The 12,853-nt window shown below is 70.6% G+C and carries 14 protein-coding genes; 10 read left to right on the top strand and 4 right to left on the bottom strand.

Going from position 1 to position 12,853, the window contains the following annotated elements; translation table 11 throughout:
- The first annotated feature begins 8 nt into the window (after positions 1 to 8).
- The 6 genes from F1C10_RS12950 to F1C10_RS12925 all read left to right on the top strand — a co-directional run bounded on the left by F1C10_RS12950 (position 9) and on the right by F1C10_RS12925 (position 4,219).
- Positions 9 to 974 (top strand): YihY/virulence factor BrkB family protein, encoded by a 966-nt coding sequence (locus F1C10_RS12950; protein ID WP_258042917.1) that lies wholly within the window; start codon positions 9 to 11, stop codon positions 972 to 974.
- On the top strand, positions 971 to 1,774 hold the full coding sequence (gene fabI / locus F1C10_RS12945) for an enoyl-ACP reductase FabI (protein ID WP_308458060.1): 804 nt from the start codon (positions 971 to 973) through the stop codon (positions 1,772 to 1,774). Before F1C10_RS12950 ends, fabI begins: the two co-directional genes overlap by 4 nt.
- Complete coding sequence (locus tag F1C10_RS12940; RefSeq protein WP_185206747.1) at positions 1,774 to 2,298, top strand: GNAT family N-acetyltransferase; 525 nt, start codon at positions 1,774 to 1,776, stop codon at positions 2,296 to 2,298. Before fabI ends, F1C10_RS12940 begins: the two co-directional genes overlap by 1 nt.
- The gene (aroC, locus tag F1C10_RS12935; protein ID WP_185206746.1) at positions 2,295 to 3,368 is read left to right on the top strand and encodes a chorismate synthase; all 1,074 of its coding nucleotides are present in this window, start codon (positions 2,295 to 2,297) and stop codon (positions 3,366 to 3,368) included. The genes F1C10_RS12940 and aroC overlap by 4 nt, the downstream gene beginning before the upstream one ends.
- Before the next feature lie 119 nt (positions 3,369 to 3,487).
- Complete coding sequence (locus F1C10_RS12930; RefSeq protein ID WP_185206745.1) at positions 3,488 to 3,799, top strand: hypothetical protein; 312 nt, start codon at positions 3,488 to 3,490, stop codon at positions 3,797 to 3,799.
- A 69-nt stretch (positions 3,800 to 3,868) separates the two neighbouring features.
- Complete coding sequence (locus F1C10_RS12925) at positions 3,869 to 4,219, top strand: hypothetical protein (protein ID WP_185206744.1); 351 nt, start codon at positions 3,869 to 3,871, stop codon at positions 4,217 to 4,219.
- Between the two features lie 17 nt (positions 4,220 to 4,236).
- On the opposite strand, the gene F1C10_RS12920 is transcribed toward F1C10_RS12925, so the two are convergent.
- Positions 4,237 to 4,515 (bottom strand): hypothetical protein, encoded by a 279-nt coding sequence (locus tag F1C10_RS12920; protein ID WP_185206743.1) that lies wholly within the window; start codon positions 4,513 to 4,515, stop codon positions 4,237 to 4,239.
- A 132-nt stretch (positions 4,516 to 4,647) separates the two neighbouring features.
- Between F1C10_RS12920 and F1C10_RS12915 the strand changes: the two genes are divergently transcribed.
- Positions 4,648 to 5,688 carry a cell wall hydrolase gene (locus tag F1C10_RS12915; protein ID WP_258042916.1) on the top strand — a complete coding sequence of 347 codons (1,041 nt, stop codon included), beginning with the start codon at positions 4,648 to 4,650 and terminating at the stop codon, positions 5,686 to 5,688.
- Between the two features lie 15 nt (positions 5,689 to 5,703).
- On the opposite strand, the gene F1C10_RS12910 is transcribed toward F1C10_RS12915, so the two are convergent.
- The 3 genes from F1C10_RS12910 to F1C10_RS12900 are packed head-to-tail and all read right to left on the bottom strand — an operon-like array spanning position 5,704 to position 7,345.
- Positions 5,704 to 6,339, bottom strand: a complete 636-nt coding sequence (locus F1C10_RS12910) for a heme exporter protein CcmB (RefSeq protein WP_185206742.1) — start codon at positions 6,337 to 6,339, stop codon at positions 5,704 to 5,706.
- Complete coding sequence (ccmA, locus tag F1C10_RS12905) at positions 6,336 to 6,938, bottom strand: heme ABC exporter ATP-binding protein CcmA (RefSeq protein ID WP_185210304.1); 603 nt, start codon at positions 6,936 to 6,938, stop codon at positions 6,336 to 6,338. The genes F1C10_RS12910 and ccmA overlap by 4 nt, the downstream gene beginning before the upstream one ends.
- A complete protein-coding gene (locus tag F1C10_RS12900; protein WP_185206741.1) occupies positions 6,935 to 7,345 on the bottom strand; it encodes a metallopeptidase family protein in 411 nt (136 codons plus the stop codon). The genes ccmA and F1C10_RS12900 overlap by 4 nt, the downstream gene beginning before the upstream one ends.
- A gap of 68 nt (positions 7,346 to 7,413) precedes the next feature.
- Here F1C10_RS12900 and F1C10_RS12895 point away from each other — a divergent pair, with 68 nt between their 5' ends.
- The 3 genes from F1C10_RS12895 (at position 7,414) to F1C10_RS12885 (ending at position 12,770) form a co-directional block, all read left to right on the top strand.
- The gene (locus tag F1C10_RS12895) at positions 7,414 to 7,707 is read left to right on the top strand and encodes a 4a-hydroxytetrahydrobiopterin dehydratase (RefSeq protein ID WP_185206740.1); all 294 of its coding nucleotides are present in this window, start codon (positions 7,414 to 7,416) and stop codon (positions 7,705 to 7,707) included.
- Between the two features lie 117 nt (positions 7,708 to 7,824).
- A complete protein-coding gene (locus tag F1C10_RS12890; protein WP_185206739.1) occupies positions 7,825 to 9,519 on the top strand; it encodes a DEAD/DEAH box helicase in 1,695 nt (564 codons plus the stop codon).
- 95 nt (positions 9,520 to 9,614) lie between these two features.
- On the top strand, positions 9,615 to 12,770 hold the full coding sequence (locus tag F1C10_RS12885; RefSeq protein ID WP_185206737.1) for a helicase-related protein: 3,156 nt from the start codon (positions 9,615 to 9,617) through the stop codon (positions 12,768 to 12,770).
- Positions 12,771 to 12,853 lie beyond the last annotated feature (83 nt).

Below are 12,853 nucleotides of genomic sequence, written 5' to 3'. Positions count from 1 at the left end.
CAGGATCATTGACCGACGCGACGATCGCGCTGACGCCGGAGGATCGCAAGCGTCACGGCCCCGCGCGCGTTCGGCTCGATCGGCAGCTCGCGAAGGTGCGGCCGGGGAGTTACGCCTTTGAGGTGCTGAAGCGTGCCGGCCTCGGTGTCTATACCGATGGCTTCATCCACGCCGGCAACCTCGCCTATCTCGCGCTGATGACGGTATTTCCGTTCTTCATCGTCGCCGCCGCGGTCCTGTCGGTTTTCGGACAGAGCGCGGAGGCGCGCACCGCGGTCGAATCCTTTCTTCACGTCCTGCCGGCCGACGTCGGCGATATCCTGCGCAAACCGATCGCCGACGTGCTGACCGCGCGCACCGGTTCGCTGCTGTGGCTCGGCGCGCTGGTCGGGCTGTGGACGGTCGGCAGCTTCGTCGAAACGATCCGTGAGATCTTTCGCCGCGCCTACGGTACGCACAGTACCCAAGCGCTGTGGCGGTCGCGGCTGGGGCTCAGCCTCGGCATCGTCGCTTCGGTGATCCTCGCGCTGGTCTCGTTCCTGATTCAGGGTATCCTGCTCGCGGCCGAACAGTTCATCTACAAGCTGGTGCCCTGGGCACAGGACGTCGCCGGCTGGATCGGGATCAGCCGCGCGATCCCCGGCCTCGTCATGTTCGGCGCGCTCTACATGCTGTTCTACTTCGTCACCCCCAGCAAGTACCGCTACTCCACCAACCGCAAATGGCCCGGCGCACTGTTCACCGCCGCCTGGTGGATCGGGATGACGGCAGGGCTCCCACTCGTGCTGGCGAACCTAGGCGGTTACGATCTTACCTACGGCAGCCTCGCCGGCGTCGTCGTCATGCTGTTGTTCTTCTACCTGATCGGGCTCGGCCTCGTCTTCGGCGCGCATCTCAACGCGGCACTGGCGGAACCCCCGGAGAACGGGTTAGAGCAGGCGCCCACCCCGTCGGGAGCGAAGGCAGCAACGTGAACGCATTGATGGCAGGCAAGCGGGGGCTCGTCATGGGCCTCGCCAACGACAAGTCCCTCGCCTGGGGTATCGCCAAGAAGCTGTCCGAGGCGGGCGCCGAGCTCGCCTTCAGCTACCAGGGCGAGACGATGGAGAAGCGCGTGCGCCCGCTCGCCGAGCAGCTCGGCACGGCGCATCTCTACGATTGCGACGTCAGCGACATGGCCGCGCTCGACGCGACCTTCGCGAAGCTCGCCGAGACATGGCCGACGATCGACTTCGTCGTCCATGCGATCGGTTTCTCCGACAAGAACGAGCTGCGCGGGCGCTTCGTCGACACCAGCCTCGACAATTTCCTGATGACGATGAACATCAGCGTCTATTCGTTCGTCGCCGTCTGCCAGCGCGCGGCGAAGATGATGCCTGACGGCGGCAGCCTGCTGACGCTGAGCTATTACGGCGCCGAGAAGGTCATCCCGCACTACAACGTGATGGGGCTCGCCAAGGCGGCGCTCGAATCGAGCGTGCAGTATCTCGCGGTCGATCTCGGGCGCGACGACATTCGCGTCAACGCCATCTCCGCCGGGCCGATCAAGACGCTCGCGGCGAGCGGGATCGGCGATTTCCGCCTGATCCTGAAGTGGAACGAGCATAATTCACCGCTGAAGCGCAACGTGACGATCGAGGATGTCGGCGGCGCCGGCCTCTACCTACTCAGCGATCTCGCCAGCGGCGTGACGGGCGAGATCCATCACGTCGACGCCGGGTACAACGTCATCGGCATGAAGGCGGAGGACGCGCCCGACATCTCGCTCGTCTGATGACGATCGCGATCCGCCCCGCCGCCGCCGCCGACGTGCCGCGCATCGACGCGCTGCTGCGTGCCTGTTTTCCCGCGCCGGACGAGGCCGATCTGGTGCGCGAACTGTGCCTCGCGGGCGACATGGTGCTGACGATGGTCGCCGACGACGAGGCGACGGGCGAGACCGTCGGCGCGGTGGTGTTCAGCCGCATGGCGGTGAGCGTCAACGACCGCCCGGTCGCCGCCGTCGCGCTCGCCCCGATCGCCGTCGCGCCCGCCTATCGCCGCCAGGGGGTGGCCGACGCATTGATCCATGCCGCGCACGAACGGCTCGAGGCGGCGGGTGTGGTGCTGAGCTTCGTTCTGGGCGATCCCGCCTTCTACGCCCGCTTCGGCTATGACGCCGCGGTCGCGCGCAACTTCGCTTCGCCCTACGCCGGGGAGCATCTCATGGCACTGCCGCTGCAGGGCGGGCTCGTGCCGTGCGGCGTGCGCGACGCCGCGCATCATGCGCCCGCCTTCGCGCGATTGGGCGCGGTATGAGCTGGAATAGCTTCGGCCGCGTGTTTCGTTTCACCACCTGGGGCGAATCGCACGGGCCCGCGCTCGGCGCGGTGATCGATGGCTGCCCGCCGGGGATCGCGCTCGCTGAGGGTGATATCCAGCCGTGGCTCGACAAGCGGCGCCCCGGCACGTCGCGCTTCACCACGCAGCGGCGCGAGCCCGATCAGGTGCGCATCCTGTCGGGCGTGTTCGACGGGCGCACCACCGGCACGCCGATCAGCCTGATGATCGAGAATGTTGACCAGCGCTCGAAGGATTATTCGGAGGTCGCCGAGGCGTATCGCCCCGGTCACGCCGATTATGCCTATGACGCGAAATACGGCTTTCGCGACTATCGTGGCGGCGGGCGATCGTCGGCCCGCGAGACGGCGGCGCGCGTCGCCGCGGGCGCGGTCGCCCGCGCCGTCATCCCGCAGGTGCGAATCCGCGCCTGGGTCGAGGCGATCGGCGGCGACGCGATCGATCCTGCTGCGTTCGACGATGCGCTGATCGACACCAACCCCTTCTTCTGCCCCGATCCCGCCGCCGCCGCGCGGTGGGAGGAGAAGGTCAACGCCGCGCGCAAGGCCGGCTCGTCGCTCGGCGCGATCGTCGCGTGCGAGGCGACCGGCGTGCCCGCGGGTTGGGGCGCGCCGCTCTACGCCAAGCTCGACAGCGAGCTTGCGGCCGCCGCGATGTCGATCAACGCGGTGAAGGGTGTCGAGATCGGTGACGGTTTCGCCGCGGCCGCCCTGTCGGGGGAGGAGAATGCCGATCGCATGCGCCCCGGCGCTGATGCTGCAGGGCCGGCGTTCCTGTCGAACCACGCCGGCGGGATCGCCGGGGGGATCGCGACGGGCCAGCCGATCCGCCTGCGCGTAGCGTTCAAGCCGACCAGCTCGATCCTGACCCCGGTCGAGACGATCACGTGCGGCGGTGCCGCGGCCGAGATCGCGACCAGGGGGCGGCACGATCCGTGTGTCGGCATCCGCGGCGTTCCCGTCGTTGAGGCGATGATGGCGCTGGTTCTCGCCGATCAGGCGCTGCTGCACCGCGCCCAGTGCGGTTGATCGCGGACGTACGCCCCTACGAAGCGTGACAGGCCGGGGCGTGCGCACGGTGGCCCGATGAACTTTCGACGGTCGCGATCCGTTCTCTTACAACGACTAAACCCAAGGAGAGGTCGCCCATGAAAGTTCTTCTGATCGCCGCCGCCGCATTCGCGCTGCCGGCCGCCGCGTCGGCGCAGACCGCCACCACCGGTACCCCCGCCGCGGGAATGCCCCAATCGACCGTCCCGGGTGCGACCGAGACGATGACGACACCGTCCGTCGACACCGCCCCCACGGATCGTGCGAGCAAGAAGGCGCGGCGCGGCGGAATGTCCCGCTCAACGACAAGCGATCCCGCTGCGACGACCACACCGACCGATCCGTCGGCCACCGTATCGCCCCCGGTCGATCCGCAGGCAATGACGCCGACGGCGCCGCCACAGGGCTGATTGATCGTTCAACCATCGCGATAGCCCGATCGGCAACGATCGGGCTATCGTGCATGGATGGAACCCCTGATGCGACGGCGCGTCCTTGCCGCAGAGGTATCCACCATGCGCCTGTTTCCCGTAATTCTCGTGTCGATGATCGGCACCGGTGGCGCTTCGGCGCAAGTTGCTGACGTCATGTCGCGAGGCATCACGCCCAACGCGATCGACCGATCGCTGTCGTCGGCGCCAACGTCGCTGCCCGATACGCGTGCAGCGCTCGATCGGCAGCGCAGTGATCTTTCGGCGCGGACAGCGACGACACCATTGGGTCCGCCGCCAACGTCGACCACGATCGACGGACCGGGGGGCGTGCAACAGCTCGGCAGCGGCGCACTGCCGCCCTCGTCGAGCGCCTCGCCGTCGACCCCGCAATTCTGACCCGACCCGATTCGCTCCTAGGAATTACCCATGCGCCTTGCCACCTCTGCCAGCGTCGCAATCATCGCGCTGTCCTCCGCCGCACTCGCGCAGGTCGCTGCCCCGGCGCAGCCGAGCAACAACGCTGCCGTCGTCGAGAATGGCACCGCCCCTGCGAGCCCCGCGCCTTCTAGCCCAGCCCCTTCTAACCCAGCCCCGTCGAACACTGCCGCACCGATGCCCGACGATGGCACCGACAACATGTTGAGTACCTCCGCTTCGCCGCCGCCGACCGAGCCGAAGTAAGCACCGCGCAAGCTAAGCGCTTGCGTTAACCACCTTTCGTCTCTCCCCGGCACACGCGGCAAACGGCGGGCGAAATCTTCATCCATCGTGCGTATCTGCCCCCCGCGCGGCGCTGGTGTCGCAGTCATGCTGGAGGGAGATCGATGAGCTACGTCGCGCTGCACCCCAGCGAACGCGCCGCGCTGAAACAGGCGATGCGCCCCTCGACGCGTCGCAAGTGGCGCCGCGCCGCGTTGATCGCCGTGCCGATCGTTGCAATCATCGCGCTTCTCGCGCAGGCACTACTGACGATGCTGCCGGCGTCCGCCGCCGCCTCGCGCCAGCACCGTGCCCCCTCGTCCAGCGCCGCCCCCGCGCGCCTGCCCGATCCGGCAGCGATCGCTTCGCCGGGCGGTGGCGCGACGGGTACGGCCACGCTGCCCCCGATCCCGATCGGCGCGGTGCCTGCCGCTGCGCTAGTGGAGGCACCGGGCGGCGGCATCATCCCCGCGGCCCCCTTCACGCTACGTGGCGCCTCCAGCCTCGACCGCGCACGCGCGCTCGAATGCCTGACGAGCGCGATCTATTACGAAGCCGCGTCGGAGCCCGACGACGGACAGCGCGCGGTGGCGCAGGTCGTGCTCAACCGCGTCCGCCATCCGGCCTTCCCCGCCACCGTCTGCGGCGTGATCTACCAGGGATCGGACCGCGCGAGCGGGTGCCAGTTCAGCTATGCCTGCGATGGATCGATGGCGCGCATCCCGTCGCGCTCGGCCTGGGCACGCGCCGCGCGCAACGCGGCGGCGGCGCTCGGCGGCTATGTCTTCGCGCCGGTCGGGCTGGCGACGCACTATCACACCTATGCCGTCACCCCGGCGTGGAACCGCCCGCTGGTGATGACCGACGCGATCGGCGCGCATTTCTTCCACCGCTGGAAAGGCTATTGGGGCACCGCGTCGGCCTTCCACCAGCGCTATCGGGGCAACGAGCCCGTGCCCGGCCCGTTGCCGAAGGCGACGATCCCGCTTCCTGCCATCGCCCTCGCGCGGCCGGTCCCCGTCGCGCCGCCCGTCACCGCCCCGGCGCAGATCCAGCCGGCGCATCAGGACAGCGGCGCCCCGATCGCGCCCAGCGCCGCGTCGGCAGCGACGGCCGAATCGCAGATCCTCGACCGCTGGAAGGATTCGGGCAAACCGCTGCGCTAGCGTCCGCGCGCGTTGCTACTCGATCGCGACGCGCATCGCCCCCGCGGCGACGATCGGCGCCCCTACCACCAGCAACAGGCTCACTGCGGCGAGTAGCTTGAGCCCACCCGCCCCGCCGTCCACAGCACCCGCGCCGAAGATCAGCAGCGGGATGGCGAGCGGCAGCATCACGAGCCCCGCAATCGCGCCCGCGCCGCGCAGCCCCGTCGTCAGTGCGCCCGTCGCCACCGCGAGCGCGGCGAGCCCCGGCGTGCCGAGCAGCAGCCCGAGCTCGATCCGCGCAAGCGTCGTCGCATCGATCGTGAGCAGCCCCGCGGCGACGACCGCTGCCGCCATCACCGGGGGGGCGAACGCCAGCCAGTGCGCCACCACCTTCGCTGCCGCCACGCCCGTCAGCGGATAGCCGCGCACCGCCAGCTGATCGATCACCCCCGCATCGAGATCGGGGCCGATCAGCCGCTCGATAGGCAGCAGCGCGGCGAGCAGCGCCGCAGCCCAGATCACCCCGCCGCCGACGCGCGCAAGCAGCGCGGCATCGGGCCCAATCGCGAACGGAAACAGGATCGCGACGAGCAGGAAGAACGCGACCGTCAGCGTCGCGCCGCCGCCGCCATAGCCGCGCCGCACGTCGCGCCAGATCAGCGCGATCATGCCGCCGCCGCCTGGTGCGCCGCGAGATCGATCGCCGCCGTGCCCGGCAGTGCGATCGGCTGGTGCGTCGCCACCACGGCGATGCCGCCCGCGGCGCGGTGGCGCGCGATCACCGTCTCCAGCAGCGCGATCGAGGCGGCGTCGAGCCCGCTCGCCGGCTCGTCGAGCAGCCAGATCGCCGCGTCGCCCGCGATCACTCGCGCCAGTGCCGCGCGCCGCCGCTGGCCGGTCGACAGCATCCGCACCGGCACGTCCGACAGCGCCGCCAGCCCGACATCGCCGAGTGCCGCCGCGACGCGTGAGGTGACCGTCGCACGATCGTCGAGCCGCGCCCAGAAGGACAGCGCATCGCCGAGCCGCAATTCCCCGTCGAGCGCGCTCGCCTCGCCGAGCAGCGCAGTCGCGCCTTTCCGTGTCACAGCCCCCGCGAACGGCGCGGCGAGCCCCGCCATCAGCCGCAGCAGGCTCGACTTGCCGCAGCCGTTCGGCCCGGCGACGACCAGCGCGTCGCCCGCCCCCAGCGCAAAGGACACGTTGGCGAACACCAGCCGCCCGCCGCGCCGGCACGCGACATCGTCCGCCGCCAGCGCGCCGCTCAATCCGCCACCTGATCCTCGAGCGCGTGCATATCGTCGTCGCTCAGCCCGAAGTGATGCCCGATCTCGTGGATCGTCACGTGCGTCACCAGATCGTCGAGCCGCACCCCCGTCTCGCACCATTCGGCAAGGATCGCCTGGCGATAGAGGTGGATGCGATCGGGCATCCCGCCGCTGTCGAACGCCGATTTCTCGCCGACCGGCCGTCCGTGATACACGCCCGACAGATCGAGCGGGTGGTCGATGCCGAGGCTCGCCAGCGTCTCGACGTCGGCCTCTTCCTCGACCAGCAGCACGACGTCGCCGAGGTGCGCGCGGAGCGCCGCCGGCAGCCGCTCGATCACCTGCCGCGCGTGGCGCTCGATCGCGTCGAGCGAGGGCGCCTCGCCCGGAAGGTCTTGTCCGCTCATCGCGTTTCGCCATAGGCGGGGGCACCGGCACGCGACAAGCGGGTGCGCGGGGCCAAGGAACAGGCGCGATGGTCGATCAGCTGAGCGAAACCGAGCGGGCCGACGCGCTCGATACCCTGCCCGACTGGGATTACGACGAAGGGCGCGACGCGATCACGCGCTCGATCGTGTTCACCGATTTCGCCGAGGCGTTCGGCTTCATGACGCAGGTCGCGTTGATCGCCGAGAAGGCCGATCACCATCCCGAATGGACCAACGTGTGGAACCGCGTCGAGATCACGTTGACGACGCACGATGCCGGCGGCCTGTCCGAACGCGACATCGAACTGGCGAGCGCGATCGATTCGATCCTCGACGGCTGATCCGCGCCGCGGCCTAAGAATTGCCGTCCGCTAAGCCGTTGATCGCCCCGCGATAAGTGCGCCGGGCTGGTCAACGCCCTTGCTTTGACGCACAAAAACGCCATGTGGCAGGCAATCATGCCATTCGATACCCTACCCGCGCCGCTCGCCGGCGCGCTCGCCGCGCGCGGCTATGAAGCGCCCACCCCGGTCCAGGCGGCCGTTCTCGAGCCCGACGCTGCCGGCCGCGACCTCATCGTTTCCGCCCGCACCGGCTCGGGCAAGACGGTCGCGTTCGGGCTGGCGATGGCGCCCGAGCTGGTCGGCGAGGACGAACGCATCCTGCCTTCGCGCGAGCCGCTCGCGCTGGTGATCGCCCCGACGCGCGAGCTCGCGCTGCAGGTCAGCCGCGAGCTCATCTGGCTCTACGGGCCGACCGGCGCGCGTGTCGTCACCTGCGTCGGCGGGATGGATGCCTCCAAGGAGCGCCGCAACCTCAACCACGGCGCGCACATCGTCGTCGGCACGCCGGGGCGGCTGCGCGACCATATCGAACGCGGCGCACTCGATCTCTCCGCGTTAAAAGCCGCGGTGCTCGACGAGGCGGACGAGATGCTCGACATGGGCTTCCGGGAGGATCTCGAAGCAATCCTCGACGCAACGCCGACCGAGCGCCGCACGCTGCTGTTCTCGGCGACGATGCCCAAGCCGATCGTCCAGCTCGCGCGCCGTTACCAGAAGGATGCGCTGCGCATCTCGACGGTGGAGGAGGATCGCGGGCACGGCGACATCACCTACCAGGCGGTCACGGTCAGCCCGTCGGACATCGAACATGCGGTGATCAACCTGCTGCGGCTGCACGAGGCGGAAACGGCGATGCTGTTCTGCGCAACGCGCGACAACGTCCGCCATCTCCACGCCAGCTTGGTCGAGCGCGGCTTCACCGCCGTGGCGCTCTCGGGCGAGCACAGCCAGAACGAGCGCAATGCCGCGCTGCAGGCGCTGCGTGATCGCCGCGCGCGCGTCTGCGTCGCGACCGACGTAGCGGCACGCGGCATCGATCTGCCGACGCTCAGCCTCGTCATCCACGTCGAGCTCCCGCGCGATGCGGAAACGCTGCAGCATCGCTCCGGCCGCACCGGGCGCGCGGGCAAGAAGGGCACCGCGGTGCTGATCGTGCCGTTCCAGCGCCGCCGCTGGGCCGAAGCGATGCTGCGCGGCGCGCGCATCCCGGTGGAATGGACCAACGCGCCGACGCCGGAAGACGTGCGCGCCAAGGATCGCGAGCGGCTGCTCGAGCAATTGCTCGCGCCGACCGAGAGCGACGAAGAGGATCGCCCGCTGATCGAGCGGCTGATGGCGGAGAAGAGCGCGGAGGATATCGCCGCCGCGCTGGTTCACGCCTATCGCAACGCGATGCCCGCGCCCGAGGAGATCGTCGCCGCGACGCCCGAGGCGCAGCGCGCCGCACAGCGCGAGAAGCACCGCCCCGGTTTCGAGGACATCGTGTGGTTCCGCATGAACATCGGCCGGCGGCAGAATGCCGATCCGCGCTGGATCATGCCGCTGATCTGCCGCCGCGGGCATCTGACCAAGAACGATATCGGCGCGATCCGTATCGGCCCGAACGAAACCGCGTTCCAGATCCCGCGCGCGCTCGCCGCCAAGTTCCAAGCGTCGGTGGCCCGCACTGCCAGCGCGGAGGACGACGTGCTGATCGAGGTGTCGGATCGTCCGCCCGCCGCCGCCCCGCGCACCGGCGGGGCGGGCCGTCCGCCCGCCGGCGCCCGCCCGCCGTCTGGCCGTCCGCCGGCGCGCACGCCGCGCCGCTGACCGCATCGGTGTCGGCGCCGTATTGATCGAGATCAGCCGGGCGGAACGCAGCCGGTAGCCGCCCGTTCGGGCCGTTCCCCGCTGAAAGGTCCGCCATGCCCGATCCCTCGCCAATCGCGCCGACGCTCGGCATCGCCGAAAGCGCGGCTGCCTTGGCGGAGGTGGTGGCGGACGGCGATCTGATCGTCGCGGCGGCCGACGAGGCGCGTGGGCTCGCGCTCGCGCACGCGCTGGGCGCCGCGGTGCCCGATGCCTGCGTGCTATTCTGCCCCGGCAGCGATGCGCTGCCCGGCGACGCGGCGCCCGCCTCGCCCGAGAACGTCGGCCAGCGCGCTTCGGCTTTGCGCCAGCTCCACACGCTGCTGGCGCGCAGGAAGCGGCCGCGAATCGCGCTCATCACGACGGGCGAGGCGCTCGCGCGGGCCTATCCCCCGCCTGCCGAATTCGCCGCCGAGCCGCCGGTGGTCGCGCTCGGCAAGCCGATCGACCTTCCGGCACTGTTCGAGAAGCTGACTGAGCTCGGCTATGTCGCCGACGAGCGCGTCGACGAGCCGGGCGAGATCGCGTTGCGCGGCCAGGTGCTCGACGTATTTCCTGCCGACGCGCGGCGTCCGCTGCGCATCGAGGCGGACGACGGCAAGGTGGCGGCGATTCGCTGCTACGATCCCGCCGATCAGCGCAGCGTGGGCGAGATCGAGCGGCAGGAACTCGGCCGCGTCGCAGAACCGCCGCTCGGAAAGGAGCGTGTCGCACTGATCGATCACCTGCCCGGCGCGCGGCTGGTGATCGGCGCGGCGGCGGAGGATCGCCGCCGCCGCGTGCTCGCGCTCGCCGCCGATATCGCGCGCCGCCGCCCCAAGCGCGCGCTGCGCGATCTGCTCGATGCAGAGCAGTGGAAGGCGGCGCTGGCGACGCGTGAGCGGATCGACGCGACCCGCGCCGGCGATCCGCCGCCGCGCTTCGTCGAGGGCGCCGCCCCCCTACGCGCGTTCGGCAAGGAGGGGCGCGCCGCGCTTGAGGCGAAGCAGCGCGTCGTGCTGATCGGCACCGCGCGCGATCTGCGCTACCTGACGCGCCGCGCCGCCAACGTCCTCAAGGTGGAAGCGACCGCCGTTTCCTCCTGGGCCGATGCGCTCCGCGCCAAATCCGGCAGCTTCGTCACGCTGACCATGACCGCCGATCGTGGCTTCCGCCGCGACGGCGTGCTCGCGGTCGCCGCCGCCGATCTGCTCGGCAGCCGCGCCGAGCGCGACGACGGCGTTCAGCACGTCGCCGAGCCGGTGTTCGCGCAGGCGACCGAGATCCGCGTCGGCGATCTCGTCATCCACGAGGATCACGGCATCGGCCAGGTCGCCGGGCTCGAGGCCTTGCCCGAGGCGCAGGGCGGGGGCGAGGCGATCAAGCTCGTCTACGCCGCCGATGCGGTGCGCCTCGTCCCCGTGGCGGAGGCGGACCGGCTGTGGCGCTACGGCGCGGAAGAAGATGCCGTCACGCTCGACAAGCTCGACGGATCGAGCTGGCAGAAGCGCCGCGCCGAGATCGACGTCGCGATCGCGGAGAGCGCACGGCAGCTGACGGCGCTCGCGGCGGAACGCGCGACGCGCACCGCGCCCGTCCTCGATCCCGATACCGCCGCCTACGAACGCTTCGCCGCAGGCTTCCCCTATAGCGAGACCGCCGATCAGCTCGCCGCGATCGACGCCGTGCGTGCCGATCTCGCCTCGGGCCGCCCGATGGACCGGCTGATCGTCGGCGACGTCGGTTTCGGCAAGACCGAGGTCGCGCTGCGCGCCGCCGCGCTTGCCGCGCTCGCCGGCAAGCAGGTCGCACTCGCCGCCCCCACCACCGTGCTCGCCCGCCAGCATATCGAGGAGTTCACCGAGCGATTCGAGGGCACGGGGATCGTCGTCGCCGGCCTCTCGCGCCTGTCCTCCGCGGCGGAGAAGAAGCAGGTGAAGGCGGGGCTGAATGACGGCTCGATCCACGTCGTCGTCGGCACCGGCGCAGTGGCCGCCAAGGGCATCGCCTATCACGATCTCGCGCTCGTCATCATCGACGAGGAGCAGCGCTTCGGCGCGGCGGACAAGCAGCGGCTGCGCGATCTGTCCGCCGGGCACGTGCTGACGCTGTCCGCCACGCCGATCCCGCGCACGCTGCAATCGGCGCTCGTCGGGCTGCGGCAATTGTCCGTCATCGCGACGCCGCCCGCGCGCCGCCAGCCGATCCGCACCGCGGTGGGCAGCTACGCGCCCGACACGTTGCGCGCCGCGCTGCTGCGCGAGCAGAGCCGCGGCGGGCAGAGCTTCGTCGTCGTGCCGCGGATCGAGGACATGGCGCCGCTCGCCGCCGAACTCGCGACGCTCGTCCCCGAGCTCGAGGTGCTCGAGGCGCACGGCAAGATGCCCGCGGCGGAGATCGACGAGGCGATGGTGCGCTTCGGGCGCGGCGACGGCGACGTGCTGCTCGCCACCAACATCATCGAGGCTGGGCTCGACGTGCCGCGTGCCAACACGATGGCGATCATGCGCGCCGATCGCTTCGGCCTGTCGCAGCTGCACCAGCTGCGCGGGCGCGTCGGGCGCGGCAGCCGGCGCGGGCAGGTGCTGCTGTTCACCAACGCCGACGATGCGATCGCGCCGAAAACGCTGAAGCGGCTACGTACGCTGGAGGCGTTCGACCGCCTCGGCGCGGGCTTCGCGATCAGTGCGCGCGATCTCGACATGCGCGGTGCGGGCGATCTGCTCGGCGATACGCAGGCGGGCCACATGCGGCTGATCGGCGTCGCGCTATACCAGCAATTGCTCGAAGGCGCGCTGCGCGCCGCACGCGGCGAGGATGCCGAGCGCTGGTCGCCCGAGCTCAACCTCGGCCTCGAAGGGCGCCTGCCCGACGCGTGGATTCCCGACGTGGACCTGCGCGTTTCGCTCTACGCCCGCCTCGCCCGGCTGACCGACGAGGGCGCGCTCGACGCGTTCGAGGACGAGCTCGAGGACCGCTTCGGCGGGCTGCCAGACGAAGCGCGATTGCTGCTCGCCACCGCGCGCATCCGTGCCGCCGCGATCGCCAGCGGCGTGGCGCGGATCGATGCCGGCCCCGCGGCGATCGCGCTTACCCCGCGGCGGGGCAGCACGATCGACGCGAAGGCCGCCGGGCTGGAGGCGGCAAAGGACCGCTTCCTGCTGCGCGAGCCGATTGCCGAGGCGCCGGCGCGGCTCGAACGCGTGCAGCAGCTGTTCGAGGCGATCGCCTGACACTGCGCCGTATCTAAGCCCTTCGACTTACTTTGTCGTTGCACGCCCGCCGCCCGCGCCCTACCCCGGCGCGCAACGGCGCA

The organism is Sphingomonas sp. NBWT7, assembly GCF_014217605.1.
Taxonomy (GTDB): Bacteria; Pseudomonadota; Alphaproteobacteria; order Sphingomonadales; family Sphingomonadaceae; genus Sphingomonas.
Note: the sequence above shows the minus strand (reverse complement) of the source record. Positions and strands in the feature narration are given on the sequence as shown.